General features: G+C 52.7%; 19 protein-coding genes. 8 read left to right on the top strand and 11 right to left on the bottom strand.

Annotated elements, in window-relative coordinates; genetic code table 11:
• Genes ACO0LN_RS20225 through ACO0LN_RS20210 form a run of 4 tightly spaced genes read left to right on the top strand, consistent with a single transcriptional unit; the run spans position 1 to position 2169 of the window.
• Positions 1-639: a 2-hydroxychromene-2-carboxylate isomerase gene (locus tag ACO0LN_RS20225; RefSeq protein WP_422976854.1), complete on the top strand. Its 639-nt coding sequence runs from the start codon at positions 1-3 to the stop codon at positions 637-639.
• Entirely contained in the window at positions 636-1544 is a 909-nt protein-coding gene (locus ACO0LN_RS20220) for an MBL fold metallo-hydrolase (protein WP_422976852.1), read from the top strand. The genes ACO0LN_RS20225 and ACO0LN_RS20220 overlap by 4 nt, the downstream gene beginning before the upstream one ends.
• Before the next feature lie 31 nt (positions 1545-1575).
• Positions 1576-1953 (top strand): VOC family protein, encoded by a 378-nt coding sequence (locus ACO0LN_RS20215; RefSeq protein WP_422976850.1) that lies wholly within the window; start codon positions 1576-1578, stop codon positions 1951-1953.
• A gap of 3 nt (positions 1954-1956) precedes the next feature.
• Entirely contained in the window at positions 1957-2169 is a 213-nt protein-coding gene (locus ACO0LN_RS20210; protein WP_422976848.1) for a hypothetical protein, read from the top strand.
• 132 nt (positions 2170-2301) lie between these two features.
• Here the strand turns inward: ACO0LN_RS20210 and ACO0LN_RS20205 are convergent, their stop codons facing one another.
• Positions 2302-2688: a DUF488 domain-containing protein gene (locus tag ACO0LN_RS20205; protein WP_422976846.1), complete on the bottom strand. Its 387-nt coding sequence runs from the start codon at positions 2686-2688 to the stop codon at positions 2302-2304.
• 80 nt (positions 2689-2768) lie between these two features.
• Positions 2769-3074 carry a putative quinol monooxygenase gene (locus ACO0LN_RS20200; RefSeq protein WP_422976844.1) on the bottom strand — a complete coding sequence of 102 codons (306 nt, stop codon included), beginning with the start codon at positions 3072-3074 and terminating at the stop codon, positions 2769-2771.
• A gap of 120 nt (positions 3075-3194) precedes the next feature.
• Here ACO0LN_RS20200 and ACO0LN_RS20195 point away from each other — a divergent pair, with 120 nt between their 5' ends.
• The gene (locus ACO0LN_RS20195; RefSeq protein WP_422976841.1) at positions 3195-4154 is read left to right on the top strand and encodes a GlxA family transcriptional regulator; all 960 of its coding nucleotides are present in this window, start codon (positions 3195-3197) and stop codon (positions 4152-4154) included.
• A gap of 584 nt (positions 4155-4738) precedes the next feature.
• Here ACO0LN_RS20195 and ACO0LN_RS20190 read toward each other — a convergent pair.
• The gene (locus tag ACO0LN_RS20190; RefSeq protein ID WP_422976839.1) at positions 4739-5593 is read right to left on the bottom strand and encodes an enoyl-CoA hydratase-related protein; all 855 of its coding nucleotides are present in this window, start codon (positions 5591-5593) and stop codon (positions 4739-4741) included.
• 94 nt (positions 5594-5687) lie between these two features.
• Here ACO0LN_RS20190 and ACO0LN_RS20185 point away from each other — a divergent pair, with 94 nt between their 5' ends.
• The 3 genes from ACO0LN_RS20185 (at position 5688) to ACO0LN_RS20175 (ending at position 8235) form a co-directional block, all read left to right on the top strand.
• Complete coding sequence (locus tag ACO0LN_RS20185) at positions 5688-6686, top strand: NAD(P)H-dependent flavin oxidoreductase (RefSeq protein WP_422976837.1); 999 nt, start codon at positions 5688-5690, stop codon at positions 6684-6686.
• Between the two features lie 22 nt (positions 6687-6708).
• Positions 6709-7011 carry a DUF1330 domain-containing protein gene (locus ACO0LN_RS20180; protein ID WP_162061220.1) on the top strand — a complete coding sequence of 101 codons (303 nt, stop codon included), beginning with the start codon at positions 6709-6711 and terminating at the stop codon, positions 7009-7011.
• 123 nt (positions 7012-7134) lie between these two features.
• Positions 7135-8235: a carbonic anhydrase gene (locus ACO0LN_RS20175; RefSeq protein ID WP_422976834.1), complete on the top strand. Its 1101-nt coding sequence runs from the start codon at positions 7135-7137 to the stop codon at positions 8233-8235.
• Between the two features lie 25 nt (positions 8236-8260).
• Here the strand turns inward: ACO0LN_RS20175 and ACO0LN_RS20170 are convergent, their stop codons facing one another.
• From ACO0LN_RS20170 to ACO0LN_RS20135, 8 genes are all read right to left on the bottom strand, one after another.
• Positions 8261-8695 (bottom strand): DUF3052 family protein, encoded by a 435-nt coding sequence (locus ACO0LN_RS20170; protein ID WP_422976832.1) that lies wholly within the window; start codon positions 8693-8695, stop codon positions 8261-8263.
• A 73-nt stretch (positions 8696-8768) separates the two neighbouring features.
• Entirely contained in the window at positions 8769-9227 is a 459-nt protein-coding gene (locus ACO0LN_RS20165) for a cache domain-containing protein (protein ID WP_422976830.1), read from the bottom strand.
• Between the two features lie 139 nt (positions 9228-9366).
• Entirely contained in the window at positions 9367-11613 is a 2247-nt protein-coding gene (locus tag ACO0LN_RS20160; RefSeq protein ID WP_422976828.1) for a molybdopterin cofactor-binding domain-containing protein, read from the bottom strand.
• An 11-nt stretch (positions 11614-11624) separates the two neighbouring features.
• Positions 11625-12083 carry a (2Fe-2S)-binding protein gene (locus tag ACO0LN_RS20155; RefSeq protein WP_422976826.1) on the bottom strand — a complete coding sequence of 153 codons (459 nt, stop codon included), beginning with the start codon at positions 12081-12083 and terminating at the stop codon, positions 11625-11627.
• 215 nt (positions 12084-12298) lie between these two features.
• A complete protein-coding gene (locus ACO0LN_RS20150; protein WP_422976824.1) occupies positions 12299-13555 on the bottom strand; it encodes a phenylacetate--CoA ligase family protein in 1257 nt (418 codons plus the stop codon).
• Positions 13556-13620: 65 nt separating this feature from the next.
• Positions 13621-14484: an ABC transporter ATP-binding protein gene (locus tag ACO0LN_RS20145; protein ID WP_162061214.1), complete on the bottom strand. Its 864-nt coding sequence runs from the start codon at positions 14482-14484 to the stop codon at positions 13621-13623.
• A gap of 71 nt (positions 14485-14555) precedes the next feature.
• Entirely contained in the window at positions 14556-15857 is a 1302-nt protein-coding gene (locus tag ACO0LN_RS20140) for an ABC transporter substrate-binding protein (protein WP_162043829.1), read from the bottom strand.
• Between the two features lie 120 nt (positions 15858-15977).
• Positions 15978-17036 carry a branched-chain amino acid ABC transporter permease gene (locus ACO0LN_RS20135; protein WP_422976821.1) on the bottom strand — a complete coding sequence of 353 codons (1059 nt, stop codon included), beginning with the start codon at positions 17034-17036 and terminating at the stop codon, positions 15978-15980.
• Positions 17037-17070: the final 34 nt, after the last annotated feature.

The following is a 17070-nucleotide window of genomic DNA, read 5'->3' as shown; positions in this document are numbered from 1 at the left end:
GTGAAACAACTGGACTGGTATTTCGATTTTATTTCTCCTTTCGCTTATTTGCAGAGTGAAATGCTGCATCAATTGCAAGGCGTGTCGCAGATCAATTACCGCCCGGTTTTATTTGCTGGACTGCTCAATCACTGGGATAACAAGGGCCCGGCAGAAATTGCGCCCAAGCGTCAGTGGACCTTTGAGCATTGCGTCTGGCTGGCACACAAGCATGGTATCCCTTTGCGCATGCTGCCTGAACATCCCTTTAACCCCCTGCCTTTGTTGCGCCTATGCCTGGCTCTGGGCAGCACGCAAGGTGTGGTGCAAAGGCTATTTCGCTTTGTCTGGCGCGATGGACATATACCGGCGCAGACAGAACACTGGCAAGTCCTGCTGGATGAATTGCAAGTAACACCCGCCATGCTCGATGATACCGCCGTCAAGGAGGCATTAAAACGTAATGGGGAACTTGCGATCGCTGCCCGCGTATTTGGCGTGCCGACTGCCGTTGTTGATGGCCGCTGCTTCTGGGGGCTCGATAGTACAGACATGTTGCAGGCTTATCTGCAAGGTGATGCCTTCTTCGCATCGGCAGAACTGGCAGCCGCGCAAAGCATGCCCTATGGCCAGCAGCGCAAAATAGCAGGTAAGACATGATGCAACTGCCTGACTGCATGCAGGTTTTTGAAAGAGGCTGGTTGTCCTCGAATAATATCCTGTTCATTGATGAGCAGCAGACCGCCCTGGTTGATAGTGGCTACTTCAGCCATGCTGCACAGACCATGGCGCTGATACAACATGCCCTGAATGGCCGCAAGCTGGATTTGCTGGTCAATACCCATCTGCATTCCGACCATTGCGGTGGTAATGCCAGCTTGCAGCGCCACTATGGTTGCCGCACCCTGATCCCGGTTGCCGATACGCCTGCAGTGGCAGCCTGGGATGAAGCGGCACTGACTTATGTTGCGACGGGCCAGCGCTGCGAGCGCTTCAGTTTTGATGCAGCGATACAGCATGGCGATGAATTGCAACTCGGCGGCATGGATTGGCAGGTCATGGCTGCGCCTGGCCATGATCCCCATTCCATGATCCTGTACTGCGCACAGGAAGGCATATTGATTTCTGCCGACGCCCTGTGGGAAAACGGCTTTGGCGTGATCTTCCCTGAGCTTGAAGGTGAATCCGGTTTTGCCGAACAGGCGGCGATATTGCAAGTCATACGTGAGCTCAATCCGCGCATTGTCATACCCGGCCATGGCCCGGTCTTTGACAATGTGACGGCAGCCTTGCAAAGGGCAGAATCACGGCTCGACTATCTGCGTACCGACCCGCGCCGCAATGCCCGCAATGCAGTCAAGGTCATGCTGGCTTTCATCTTGCTGGAGTCACAGCAAATGAGTCTCGCTACCGCCATCACACAACTCGGCGGCACACGTACCATCACTTCTTCTGCCAGCCTGTTGGGTATAGAGCCGCATGCGCTGATACCGCAAATGGCTGATGAACTGGTCAGGGCAGGGGCCGCAAGGCTGGAAGGCGACATGTTGATCAGCGCGCGATAGCCCACTCAATTAAATCTACACTGGAAATACCATGCTGCATCACATCTCTCTGGGTGTCCGCGATCTGGCGCTGGCTGGCGCATTTTATGACGCCGCCCTTGCTGCCCTCGGTTACCGCCGCGTGTTTGAAGACGACACTGCAATAGGCTATGGCCTGTACGATGATAAAGATATCCTGTGCCTTAAATTGAGGCCAGACGCGAGCCCGCCGGGCCCGGGTTTTCACCTGGCGTTTACTGCCAGCACGCGCAAGGCAGTTGATCATTTTCATGCGGCGGCACTGACCATCGCTGGCAGTGATCATGGCGCACCGGGTTTGCGCCCTGATTATGGCGAGTATTATTACGCTGCGTTTTTGATTGACCCGGATGGTCATCACATAGAGGCAGTGACCAAGGTCACGGAATAAAGCATGACGCCTACGGTATACATTCGGCCTGCCACACAAGATGATGCGCTTTGTCTGTCCGTGCTGGCGACCCAGGTTTTTCTTGATACCTATGCGACTACCGGCATACGGCCAGCAATAGCAAGAGAGGTACTGCAATCATTCTCGATAGCTGCCATCGCCAGCCTGCTGCTGAAACCATCGCTGCCAGTCATGGCGCTGATCTCATGTGGCTGACTCCCTGGGTACACAATGCCAGAGCCTTACAGTTTTATGCGAAGCAGAATTATGTAGATATAGGCAGCGCCAGTTTTTTGATGGATGGCGAGGCACATGAAAATCGTGTGCTGTGCAAGCAGTTAAAAACGCTCAAATAATATCTGCACCACGCTCATCCAATAACTGCCTGAGTATGGACCTGTGACAGTGGCTCTCATCTTCACAATAGCAACCCACAGAAAAATTCGTGGTCTTCGACATCGCCGCCAGCAAATCCAGTACTTTGCTGGCATCGGCTTCCTGCATCTCTGCCCTGAAGCTGCGCTCAAATTTTTTCCATTCAACTGATGTACTGGCAGCTTTTCCCTGTGCCAACAGGTCTGCACTCGGTGACAGATTAGGAAACCAGACATCATAGTAATCGCGGCTGGCAAATTCAGCCTTGGGCACGCCACGTGGTGGTCGTCTCACCGTGCCTATGCGCAAACCTTCACCGGCAGCGCGTGCAGTTCCCAACTGGACTATGCGTATGCTCATTTCTCTCTCCTCAACTGGAGCCGGACAGGGTGGCAAAGAATAAAAATGCGGCCTGCCCGGTCATGCCTGGTGCTGATTGACTATATTGCCTGATTTTTCAATCCCAATACTTCGATTTTTTCTATACTGGGCGGGCTGCTAAATAATTCTTCAGCCTTTGCCATCAAGGCTTGTGCAATCGGCCCTTGCAGATGTGCCTGGCGACCAGCTTCGGTCTCAAACGCATCAAAGACACCGAAAACATTGTCAGACAATTGCAGGGCAAACCAGATGGGGGTCGTGCTTTCCTGGTTGGCCAGGGCCAGGGCCAATTCCAGAAAGGCGGCGACATCGGCGGCTTTGCCGGGTTTTGCTTCAAAACGGGCGAACAGGGCGTGCTTGATCATGATTTTCTCCTTGTACCTGTATCCATATTTGCATCGCAGGATTGCGATGAAGTGAGACTTTACAGATCAAAGGACTTGCGTGATACTGGCGCGATTGACATCTTTGGTATGGATATTGCCATGATTATTAACATCCTTGCCCTTGATGACGTTTTCGATACCGGCCTGTCCATTGTCCTTGATGCACTGACGACAGCGAATGAATTATCGTCTTTGCAGGCCAACCCGGCGCCACCCTTCAAGGTATCTTTGGTCGGCACGCGGCGGCGTGTACAAACTGCACAAGGCATGAGTGTGACGGTAGCGCGAGCGGATGAGGTGCCCGCACCTGATCTGGTCATCGTCCCTGCGCTGGGTTACAAAATGCCGGATACCCTGATGCAGGCGCTGGCACGCCCTGATGTGAAAGACGCGAGTGCGGCCTTGCGCGACTGGGCCGATGATGGCGTGCGTATCGCCGCCGCCTGCATAGGCACCTTCGTACTGGCAGAAAGTGGTGTGCTTGATGAGAGGGATGCGACGACTACCTGGTGGCTCAATCCCTTGTTCCGCCAGCGTTATCCGTCTGTACGCCTGAACACCAGTCACATGATAGTCCAGTCTGGCCAGTTCCTGACTGCAGGTGCAGCCTTCAGCCATATGGACATGATGCTGTGGCTGATACGCCAGAGCAATCCTGAACTGGCAAATCTGGTCGCCAGTTATCTGGTCGTCGATAGCCGTCCTTCACAAACGGCCTACATCATTTCTGACCATTTGGCGCATGCTGATCCGATGGTGGAACGCTTCGACCGCTGGGCGCGCGGTCATCTTGACCAGGGCTTTAACCTGGACGAGGCAGCCGATGCACTGGCGACAAGCAAGCGCACGCTGGCGCGGCGTATTCATGAAGTATTAGGCAAGACGCCGGTGTCGTATGTACAGGATTTGCGTATAGAAAAAGCGGTGCATTTGTTGAAGACATCCAATCACAGTGTGGAGCAGATTGCGGGGCTGGTGGGGTATGCGGATGGGGTGACTTTGCGGACTTTGTTGAGGCGGAAATTGGGGAGGGGGATACGGGAGATCAGGGTAGGGTGAGGGACTCGCTTTCTTGTCGGCGACACGCAGCCGAGCCAACGATTCTTTGATTTACGGACTATCCTCGCTACGTCATTCCAGCATGCTTTTAGCTGGAATCCACCGGGCTGGCGCTCCAGTGGCGTTCTTGGCATACCATATCGCTTTTTTATGTCGTACTTTGAATAAAACGATTGCCCTTCGTGGATGCAAGCCGGGTTTCGGCCCGGCAGCCGAAATTCTTTCTTTGCGTCGCCAAAGAAAGAATTCAAAGAAAGGCGACCCAGGCGTAGCCGCCCCTAAAGGGGTTCCCATTTGTGCGGTACAAAAAATGGGAAGGCCCGAAACTCGCCTGCGGCTCAAACAGCGGTCCTTCTTAATCCATTTTCTGTACCGCACAAATGGCGGCTAGACATGGGAACTGCGAACGTCAAAAGCAACACCAATTCGGCCTTTCTCGTAGGTTGGGCCGGGCCTCGCTAGGCTGCGGTTCATCAGCCCAACATTGTGCCTAAAAATAACGTAAATATTGAGCAAAATTTATACTAACATTTTGGGATATCTTTGCTTCGTGATTGCGAGTCAATTCTGATGAAACTACCCCCTTACTTCAAATGATAATCCGCCTCAGAAAACGAACTCACCGGCGCCAGATCCGCATATTCGGTAGCCCGGCCTTGCTGCTTCGCCATGAAAGCCTCCATCAAATTACTGCTTTGCCAGATACCTGATTGCAACCAGCCCATTTGTTGCAGGGCGTCGTGGGTGCTGTGGTCGCGGGCGTAGTGGATGGCTTGTTTGCTGCCCCAGATTGCGACCGGAGGTTTTTCGGCAATTTCTGTGGCCATTTGCAGTGCCGCTGCCAGCATGGCTTCCTGGGTATCAAATACCTCATTGAGCAGGCCAACTGCCAGCGCGCGTTGTGCGGGCAGGCGGCGGCCAGTGTAGGCCATTTCGTGGACTATGCCTTCGGGGATGAGCTTGGGCAGGCGTTGTAAAGTACCCAGGTCAGCGGTCATGCCTATGTTGATTTCCTGTATGCAGAAAAAAGCATCAGTGCTGGCCAGGCGTATGTCGCTGGCGCAGATCATATCGACGCCGCCGCCTATGCAGCCACCGTGGATGGCGGTGATGACAGGCATGCGCAGGGATTCGATGAGGTTGAAGGCATGATGCATGTCTTTCAGCGCCAGGGCGATATTGGCGCGGCCAACGGCGTTGGCATCATCAAGTGTGATGCCGCCGCCGGCGAAGACATCGAGTGCCATGCCAGCGGTAAAGTGTTTGCCAGTAGAAGAGATGATGAGCACGCGGGCATTTGCCTGGTTTTGCAGGTTTTGCAAAATCTCTGTCAGCTCGCGAAAAAATACCGGTTGCATGGTGTTCAGCGTAGCCGGGCGGTTCAGGCGCAGGTGGGCGATTTTATTGCTGATACTGAAGTCAAAGCATTGATATGTCATGGTGTCTCCACAGGATTTTTATTTGCACGGTAAAATCATACTGGATATATACGTCCATCAAGCATTCTATGCTCACCGTTAGAGGATACCGACTATGGCTCTCGATTCACCCGCATCAAGTTCAGTTTCACGCCTGCCATCCGCTTTGCAACATCTTAGCCTGCCCGTCATAGGCTCTCCCCTGTTCATTGCCAGTGGCCCCAAACTGGTGGCGGCGCAATGCAAGGCGGGCATCGTCGGGTCTTTCCCGGCCCTGAATGCCAGGCCAGCGGAGTTGCTGGATGTCTGGCTGACAGAATTGCAGGCCGAGCTGGCAGCACACCAGGAAGCGCATCCAGATGCATTGATAGGCCCGATCGCGGTCAACCAGATCGTCCATCAGTCGAATGACCGGCTCGCGCATGATGTTGAAGTCTGCGTCAAGCATCAGATACCCATCATCATTTCGTCCTTGCGTGCACCCCCGCCAGAAATGCTGGATGCGATACACAGTTATGGCGGCATCGTCATGCATGATGTGATTTCGATACGCCATGCGCAAAAAGCGCTGGAAGCCGGGGTTGATGGTTTGATACTGGTAGCAGCCGGTGCGGGTGGTCATGCGGGTGGGCTGTCGCCATTTGCCCTGGTCGGTGAAGTAAGGCGTTTCTTTGACGGCCCGATTGCCCTGTCAGGTTCTATTGCAACGGGTGATGCCGTATTGGCGGCACAGGCCATGGGGGCTGACTTTGCCTATATAGGCTCGCGCTGGCTGGCTACTGTTGAATCGAACGTCGATGAAGCTTATCGCCAGGCCATTCTCGATTCGGCGGCGGCGGATATCGTCTATACCAATCTGTTCACTGGCGTGCATGGCAATTACCTCAAGAAATCCATTATCGCTGCCGGGCTGGACCCAGACAATCTGCCAGTGGCCGACAAGAGCCAGATGAACTTTGGTTCTGGTGGCGGCAGCAAGGCCAAGGCCTGGCGTGACATCTGGGGTGCCGGCCAGGGTGTGGGTTTGATGGATGATGTGCTGACCGTAGCAGAAGTCGTGGCACGTTTGAAATTGGAATATGCGGCGGCGAAAGCGCGCGTATTATCTTTATGATCAATTAATTATCAGGAATATCATGAGTAAAGCTTATGTCGTTGCAGAAATCCAGGTCACCAATGCCGATGCTTATGCCGAATACCGGCCTCTGGCAACTGCCAGCGTAGCCCAGTATGGCGGGCAATTCCTGGTGCGCGGTGGTACGCGGGTGCAAAAAGAAGGCAGGGACGATGCCCATAATGAAGGCTGGCGCTCGGTGCTGGTTGAATTTCCTAGTTTGCAACAGGCGCAGCTCTGGTATGACTCTGTTGAATATGCGAAAGCCATGGAAATCCGCCATGCCAATTCCATAGGTCGTCTGTTCATCGTTGAAGGGGTGTAAGCTGAGATAGTGGCAACCTGAGGCCCAAAAAACCACACATCGCTCTCAGGATTCAAGTTTGCAAAGAGACTTGCCGTAACTAAGGTATCTCTCTGCAAACTGAATCTCAAATTCTATCCAATTATGCGCCGCTCCCTCGCTCTGCTACTCCCCATGTTGTTGGCCTTGTCCGCTCAGGCGAATGATCCGCCACCGTCCAAACCTATCAAGCCTGCATCAGCGAAGGAAGAAGCCTCTGCATCAGCTTCGGCGTCCGCACCAGCCAAAGAAGAGCGCAAGCCCGCTTCCAAGGAGAGCAAGGAATCTGCCAAGGAAGCCGCTATCCGTGCCAAAGAAGCATTGGCTGCAGATGAACTGGCTGCACGCATAGCAGAGCGCCTCAGTGTCATTCGCAAGGACAAGGATGAAGCCGCTGCGCGTAGCGCGCCCAAGCCTGTCATGCGGCCATCTTATGCGCCGCCAATACGCAGACCAGAAACAGTTAAAGCAAAGAGTGAGCATGGTACCAATAGCGCTGCAGCAGCAGGAGCGCTTGCCGCCAGCCATGCCGATATACACTGGAGTTACCAGGGCGAGGGCGGCCCCTTGAACTGGGGCAAGCTCAATGCTGCCAATGCCAAATGCGACATAGGCGAAAGACAATCGCCCATCGACATACGTGATGGCATCAAGGTCAACCTCGACCCTGTTGCCTTTGACTACAAGCCCAGCCGTTTTTCCGTGATTGATAACGGCCACACCATACAGGTGAATATCGGGGCGGGTAACTATATCAATGTGCTGGGCCATAATTATGAGCTGGTGCAATTCCATTTTCATAAACCGTCTGAAGAGCGGGTGAATGGCAAGAGTTTTGAAATGGTTGCGCATCTGGTGCACAAGGATGCTGATGGCAAACTGGCCGTGGTCGCCGTGCTGATAGAGCGGGGCAAATCACATAGCCTGGTGCAGCAGGTATGGAATAATCTGCCGCTGGAAAAAAATGATCCCGTGCAGGCGTTGACGACCATGGACATGAACGACATCCTGCCCGTCAAGCGTGACTACTATACCTATATGGGCTCGCTGACGACACCACCCTGCAGCGAGGGCGTGTTATGGCTGGTCATGAAAGAGCCTGTAGAAATTTCACCTGACCAGTTGATCATATTCAGCCGCTTGTACCCCATGAATGCACGGCCCATACAAAAGAACTCTGGTCGTTTGATCAAGGAATCGAATTAAGCAGCAAGTATTGCCTGCGGTGTTTCTATGAGGTTGGCCAGTCCGGCCTCAATTCTTTGCGCACCACCAGCTTCAAACCTGACCATATTTCGCTGACAGCACAGACTTTGATATCGACATAGCCCATAGGTAGCGCCACTTCTCTTATCGTGTCTTCCGTGATATCGGTAGGCACTTTCGAGGCTTTCTTGGGCCAGGACACCCATATCGCGGCATCGCTTCTTAAACTGCTTTTGTATGCCAGTAACTCTTTGACGAGGATAGCTTTTTTGTCGGTGAACAGATGGACGATATCAGTCGCTGACGCAGGCTTTTTGTCAAACACCACGCCATCAGGCAAGGCTGTCAGCAGATCAGGGTAGTTATCCGGTGCATGTCTGGCGCAGACATGGCTGCCAGCCTGTATGCCCAGTTTCTTCGCCAGTGGTGTACCTGAATAGCCAGTGGATGTCGGGTTCATCGCAAACAAAAAATTAAAAAGCAGTACCTTTTCAGATACTGCTTTACATCAATCAAGTGAGCTTGAACAGCATTTATTTGTAGATACCACATGCAACAACTACATCGCCAGCTTTTTCAAAATAGGTCGATTTCATTTCGATTTCCTTGGTGCTGGGGTTTGGCCATTTGTAATCTACCCAGCCTTTTCCCTTGCTTTTTGCAACACTCAAGATGTCGTCGATGAAGGCCTTATTGTCAACGTCTCGTAGAGTGCGAAAATCTTTCCCTATCAGTTTGGGATTGGCACCGTGCGCCAGATCCTTGCCATTGATGTCAATAACAAATATATACAGATCGCGATCAGTGAAGCTGCCTTTGGTGTTATTAAATTCTGCATAAGCAGCATCTGGACCTTTGCTTTTGATATAAGCAATCGCCTTTTTAACCATGGCCTCAGCTTCTTGTGCTGTACCGTGTTCCGCGGCAAATATACTTTGACTTACAAGCAGGCTGAATAAGCCCAGTGTCAGGATTTTTAAAAATTTTTGCAAGATAGGTCTCCTTTGATGTTGGGTATCAAATTCCAGCATTTCATAGAAATAAATATTGGAAATTGATACCCATCAAAATACAGTTAACCGCACCTAAAAACTAGCTCACTTTCAGGCAAGTAACAAAAGTTAGCTTTGCTTATGCGGGTTTATAAGGCAGCTCACGCCAGCGCTTGCCACTGACCCTGGCGATAGCATTCGCAAAAGCTGGTGCCAATGCAGGCAAGCCAGGTTCGCCCATGCCGGTAGGTGCATCTGCACTAGGGACGATGTGCACGGCAAGCTGTGGCATATCGGTAATGCGTGGCACCACAAAATCACTGAAATTGCTTTGCTCAACCACACCATCCTTGAGCGTGATCGCCGCACCTGGCAGGCACATCGACAAGCCCATCAGTGCCGCACCCTGTACCTGAGCTTCTACACTTTTTGGATTGACAGCAAGATTGCAGTGCACACCGGCAGTCACCTTATGCAACTTGGGCTGGCCATTTTTCATGGATGCTTCAACCACGTAAGCAACGACAGACGAGAATGACTCATGCACAGCCACACCATAGGCACGGCCAGCGGGCAATTTCTTTTTGCCATAGCCAGATTTTTCTACCGCCAGTTGTAGTGCCGCTTTATGCCGTGGATGTTTGTCACCCATTAGCTTCAGTCTATAGGCCACCGGGTCTTGCTTGGTAGTCTGGGCGATTTCATCGATCAGGGTTTCCATGACAAAGGCGGTATGAGTAGAGCCCACGCTGCGCCACCACAAAACCGGGACATTGATCTTGGGATGATGTACAGACAGGCGCATCGGCATTTCATACGGCTCTTTCATGCCTTCGACTGCTGTGATATCCACGCCGTCCTTGACCATCATGGATTCAAACGGTGTGCCACCGACGATGGACTGGCCGACGATCACATGGTCCCAACCAAGGATATTGCCCTGCGCATCAAAACCTATCTCTGCCTTGTGCAAATGCATGGGGCGATAATAGCCGCCCTTGACATCATCCTCACGGCTCCACAGCGTGCGTATGGGTGCATCCAGCCTTGCTGTTTGCGCCACCTTGGCGACATTGCAAGCTTCCACCACATAGTCACTGGTGGCGATCGCACGACGGCCAAAGCCGCCGCCCGCATACTGGGTATGCACGGCGATATTTTCCGGCTTCAAGCCCAGGGTCTTGGCGGCTGCAAAACCATCGAGGCCTGGCATTTGCGTACCCATCCACAATTCTGCCTTGTCGCCTTTGATGGCGACCGTGCAGTTCAGCGGTTCCATCGGCGTGTGCGCAAGGTAGGGGAAGACGAATTCGGCATTCAGCTTATGTGGTGCTGCCGCTATCTTGGAAACATCATCGTTGAACTTTAGGGCACCCGGCTTTTTGGCCAGTTCCTTATAGGTCGCCAGCATTTTGGTGGAATCGACTTTTTCAACGCCGTCAGTATCCCATTCCAGCTTCAGTACGTCGCGGGCCTGCTTGGCTGGCCAGTAACCGGTCGCAATAATCGCCACGCCTTCGCCACCACGGTCGGTCGGCACGCGCAGCACAGCCTTGACGCCCTTGATGGCTTTTGCTGCCGTGTCATCAATAGTCTTGACCTTGGCACCAAATACCGGTGGTCGTGCGACTACCGCAGTCAGCATGCCGGGCAGGTGAGTATCAATACCAAAATCCTGAGCGCCTGTTGATTTGGCTTTGGCATCAAGACGACCTGTGGGTTTGCCTATGAGGCGGAAGTTTTTCGGGTCTTTCAGTGTGACTTTTTCTGGTACTGGCAATTTCATCGCAGCATCGGCCAGTTCACCATAGCCCAGCTTCTTGCCACCGGGGCCAATGACATTGCCATTTTCGGTGCGCAAGCTACCAGGATCAACTTGCCACTGGTTGGCTGCAGCCTGTACCAGCATGGCGCGGGTGCGGGCACCGAGTTCGCGGTATTGCGTATACGAATGAGCTATGGAGTTGGAGCCGCCAGTCAAATGCATGCCAAATGCGGGATCGACATAGGCTGGGTGATTATTGCCATTCGCGCTTTGGACCTTGGACCAGTCGGCGTCGAGTTCTTCTGCCAGTATCAGTGGCAGGCTGGTTTGCACACCCTGGCCAAATTCCAGGCGGTTGAACGTGACGGTCACTGTGCCATCTTTGGCTATTTGTACGAACGCACCTGGTTGTTCAGTAGGCTTCAGGCCTGCCGGTGCTTTGGCGGCAGCATCCTGCGCTGTTGCCAGCATGGGATAACAACCCAGGGCAAAGCCACTGGCTGTTGCCATCTTCAAAAAACTGCGGCGACTCAGGCCGGTAGATGGTGTTTCTGGTGCGGTGGATTGCAAGAGGTTTTGCAAATGGCGTGGCAGCTCATCGAGGCGGGCTTCAAAATGCATGGCTATTCTCCTCAGGCCAGAGTGGATGCAGCATCATGGATGGCAGCGCGGATGCGCACATAGGTACCACATCGACAGATATTGCCTGCCATGGCACCATCGATATCGGCATCGCTGGGCTTCTTGTTGGTTTTTAACAATGCCGTGGCACTCATGATCTGGCCGCTTTGACAGTAACCACATTGGGCAACGTCATGCTTGATCCAGGCCGCTTGCACAGCTTTGCCGACCTTGTCCTGGCTCATGGCTTCGATAGTAGTGATTTTTTGGCCAGCGACCGAAGAGATGGGCGTGATGCAAGAGCGTATCGCCTGGCCATTCAGGTGCACGGTGCAGGCACCACACAATGCTGCACCGCAGCCAAATTTGGTGCCAGTCAGGCCCAGCGAATCACGCAGCGCCCAGAGTACGGGCGTGGAAGGATCGGCATCTATCTGGTGTTCTTTGCTATTGATATTCAGTGCAGTCATGGAATAGTTCTCCATCCGGTGAAGTGGTTGCAGGGGCGGAACAGGAAAAAACGGGGAAAACAGAATGGATAAGTCTGGCAAACAGACGCATCCATATTTGGTTTACTTAACTACTATAGAATATTTTTAGCGTTTGGGTGTGAGAGACGAAAAAACCACGAAAAAGCTTTATTTTCCGTGGTTTTTTGTTGCTCCAGCGTCAGAGACGCCTGGCTTTATTCGTATTTGCGGGCGTCGTCTATTACCTTGCCATCATTCGCCAGGCTGCCGGGCGCAACAAACTGCACATCACCGCGCAATTTGGTGACATCGCGTAAACTGTCGACAATAGCGGCCTGCAAGGCCGCGTTGCTAGCACCAGCAGCCACAGTTTCACAATGCAGGCTCATGACATCATTTGCCATTTCGCCAGTCACCACCAACCTGGCCTTGATAATTTCCGGGTGGCGTTTGACTACTTCAGCAACTTGCGAAGGGTGGACAAACATGCCCTTGACCTTGGTCGTCTGATCCGCCCGTCCCATCCAGCCCTTGATGCGCTGATTCGTACGGCCACAGGGCGAGATGCCCGGCAAGATCGCCGACATGTCACCCGTACCAAAACGTATCAGCGGGTAATCAGGGTTGAATGAAGTGATGAGCACTTCGCCGACTTCACCCTCAGCCACCAGGTCGCCTGTGCCGGGACGGACGATTTCGAGTATCAAGTCTTCATCCAGTATCATGCCGGGATTGACCTGGCCATCGGTCACACTTTCATAGGCAATATTGCCTATGTCGGCAGAGGCATAGATTTGCAATACCTGGGCCACACCATGTTCCTGCAACCATTTGCGCAGCGAAGGTGGCAAGGCTTCTGCACCGACAATGGCGCGCTGTACGCTGGAAATATCCGAGCCCATCTCCAGGGCTTTTTCCAGGATGATTTTCAGGAAACTTGGTGTGCCTATATACGCATCAGGCCGCAATTCAGCCATGGCCTGTACCTGCATTTCCGTCTGGCCTATACCGGCCGGGATGACGGCGCAACCTATGCGGGCAGCGGCACTCTCGACCATGAAGGCAGCAGGTGTGAAATGATAGGAAAAACAGTTTTGCAAGAGATGACCGGCCCGCAAACCTATCGCATGCATGGGTCGGGCAAAGCGCCACCAGTCTTGTCCGCGGCCTTCAGGATCAAAGATAGGGCCGGGTGACATGAAGATATGCCCCATCTGCCGCGCCGGCGTGGTATTCAAGCCACCAAATGGCGGCAAGGCTTTTTGCAAATCCTTGAGATCGGATTTGCGTGTCACCGGCAATTGCGCCAGCGCGCTGCGGCTCTTGATGTCATGCGCATCCACTCCCTGCAATATCCTGCCCCAGCCTTCTGCAGTTTGGGCGTGGGCAATCAATTGCGGCAGCTTGTTCATCAGCGCTTGTTCGCGGCTTTGTGGATTGCGGGTTTCCAGGGCGTCCAGATAGTCACTCATGAGCATGCTCTATAGTGGGTTGATTTGTGTGCATCTCAAAATGATGGATAGCGATGAGTGATGGCTCAAGCCAGCCAGCGTTTGCGCCTTCTATAAAACTTCATATCCTTGAAACTCTTGCGGCCTGCGCCTGAGACACCAAGATAAAATTCCTTGACGTCTTCATTGCTGCTGAGGTCTTTGGCTTCACCTTCCATGACCACCCTGCCGTTTTCCAGGATGTAGCCAAAGTCGGCATAACGCAGGGCGACATTGGTGTTTTGTTCGGCCAGCAGGAAAGATACTTTTTCTTGCACATTGAGGCTTTTGACGATTTCAAAAATCTCTTCCACCAGTTGTGGTGCTATACCCATCGATGGTTCATCGAGCAAGATCATCGATGGTTTGGCCATCAGGGCACGGCCTATCGCGCACATCTGTTGCTCACCACCCGAGGTATAACCAGCCTGCGAATTGCGGCGTTCACGCAGGCGTGGAAAGTAGTGGTATACCTTTTCCAGTTCGGCCTTGAGTTCGCTGCGCGACAGGCTGCGTGTGTAGGCACCGGTAAGCAGGTTTTCTTCTACCGTCAGATGCCCAAAGCAATGGCGGCCTTCCATGACTTGTGACAGGCCACGCTTGACCAGTTCATTCGGTGTCAGGTGATCAACCCGTTGCCCGCGGAAAGTAATGTCTCCCTTGGTGATATCGCCACGCTCGTTACGCAGCAGTGTAGATATCGCCTTCAGCGTGGTTGATTTACCTGCGCCATTGGCACCCAGCAAGGCGACAATTTTCCCTTGTGGCACTTGCAGGGAAATACCCTTCAACACCAGGATCACGTGATCGTAGATGACTTCGATATTGTTGACGCTGAGATAGGCGATGTCGGTAGTTGCAGCTGTATTTGCTGCCGTTGCCGCTTCTGCCGTGATGCTATGAACGCTCATGATCTTGATCTGCAATGATTTGTACAAAGGGGCGGAGGCACAGTCTGGCCTCCGCTATTACTGCTTACCGCTTACTTCAAACAGGCAGGTGTGATTTTTTTCTCAGCCGCATATTTGTTGGAAGACTCTTCCAGCATGGCGCGTGTCAAAGCCTTGTCACCAGTGACCCAGTTAGGCGTGATGGCTTTCCATTTATCGCCTGTCCATTGCTGCACCTTGACAGCACCTGAGCCCTCATGATCTTCGCAAGAAGTTTTCACGGGCGGGAACATGCCCATTGCACCCAGCGCTTTTTGACGTGCTTCATCGACGTTCAGGTTTTCAAAGCCCCAGCGGATTTGCTCGGACGTCATGAGCTTGCCCTTGCCGAATTTTTCCTGCGCTTTCAGGATGGCTTCTGTCCACAGGATGGCGGCCGTTACACCACGCATGTGATAAACAGAACCGACACGGGTCTTGTCACCGAGGTTACCTTTGCCAGCTGCGTAGACCTTGCTGCGGATTTCATCCAGCACAGGATAATTACCCGGTGTATTGAAAGTCATTGCGGTATAGCCTTTTGCTGCATCACCAGCTGGAATCGCATCTTCTTCTGAACCTGCCCACCAGACGCCCAGCATTTTTTCGCGTGAATAACCATTGCGTTGTGCAGTCTTGATCGCCACTGCATTCATGACGCCCCAGCCCCACAAGATCACATAATCAGGATTGGCCTGGCGGATTTGCAGCCATTGCGATTGTTGTTCATTGCCGGGATGGGCAACCGGGATCTTGATAAGCTCGAAACCATATTGCTTGGCCTGTGCATCCAGTACCGGGATAGGCTCTTTACCAAAGGCGGAGTCGTGATACAGATGGACGATTTTCTTGCCCTTGAGTTTGTCCATGCCACCAGATTTATCACCCAGGTATTTGGTCATCGCCGCAGCCTGGTTCCAGTAACTGGTGATGAGCGGGAAAACATAAGGGAAGACCTTGCCATTGGCCGCATCAGAACGGCCATAGCCCAGTGTCGTCAAAGGAATTTTATCTTCTGCAACGCGGTCCAGGATACCGTAGGCGATACCGGTAGAAAGCGGTTCTACCAGTGAGGCACCACCCTGGGTTTTTTTCAGGCGTTCATAGCATTCGACACCGCGCGAAGCATTGTATTCAGTCTCGCATTCTTCCCAGGAAATCTTGACGCCATTCAAGCCACCCTTGGCGTTGACAAGATTGAAGTAATCAATGGCACCGCCGTAAAAGCCCGAACCGCCAGCCGCATACGGGCCTACGCGATATGACAGGATGGGAATGAATTGATCATTCGCCTGGGCCGCATTGACAGCACCCAGGATTGCCGAGGCCATCAGCAGGGATTTAAGCAGTTTCATATTGTCTCCTTGTGGTTTTGGATGGATATTGCCTGATGCTTTTCTACCTCTTATTGCAAAGGCGAAGCATCTTTATTATGAACTCTCTTTTACTGTTGGTGCTAATCTTGTTACTGCCACTCAATGTGGGAAAGGCCAGAGGCGCAGCTTCTCTTTCGTTATTTGCCACAACCTCGCCAGACCATGTGGTTCTACAATAAGGAAGAAAATAATCAGTGCGCCGAATACCATCAGTTCCAGGTTCGATGCCACATTGGTCGGCAAAGACAGACCGTGCGCAATCAAGTTCAGCACGATGGGCAGCAGGATGATAAAAGCCGAACCCAGGAAAGAACCGAGTATGGAACCAACACCGCCTATGATGATCATGAACAGGATGCGGAAAGACAGGTCCAGGTTATAGGCTTCGGGCTCTACCGTACCCAGATAAGCATAGGCATACAGAGCACCGGCAATGCCACAGTAAAACGAGGATACTGCAAAGGCCAGCAACTTGGTGCGCATGAGGCGAAAGCCTATGACTTCTGCCGCCACGTCCATGTCACGCACCGCCATCCATGAGCGGCCCACGTTGGATCTCACCATATTCTTGGCCAGCATGGCCATGACACAGACAACGGTCAGTGTCAGCAAGTACTTTTTAACCGGTGTGTTGATCGCCATGCCGAGTATCACCATCTCTTGCGCTGTGATGACGCCGGAAGAACTGTAGTTGGTAAACCACTGTATCTTGGTCAGACACCAGACCACGAAGAATTGCGTCGCCAGTGTTGCTGCTGCCAGGTAAAAACCGCGTATGCGCAATGAGGGCAAACCAAAGGCAATACCCACCATGGCTGCCGACAAACCACCGAGTACAAAAGCCAGCAAGACCGGGATGCCGGGTATGCGCAAGACAAAGTTATAGGATGCAAAAGCGCCTACGGCCATGAATGCTGCTGAACCCAGCGACAATTGACCTGCATAACCAGTCAGGATATTCAGGCCTAGCGCCGCCAGCGAAAATATCAGGAAAGGGATAAAGATCGCTGAAAATGCATAATCGGTTGCCAGCCCGGGTACCGCAATAAATGCCGCGATGAGGACAATGGCAATACCGATACGGTCTTGCCGAATAGGGAATATCTGGTTATCTGCCTGATAGCTTGTTTTAAACTGACCTGCTTCACGGTAGAACATTGTTCTTCCTCTGCTAATGATGCTGGATTATGTT

The organism is Undibacterium sp. TC9W (assembly GCF_049339865.1).
Taxonomy (GTDB): Bacteria; Pseudomonadota; Gammaproteobacteria; order Burkholderiales; family Burkholderiaceae_D; genus Undibacterium.
This window is presented reverse-complemented; position numbering and strand designations above follow the sequence as displayed.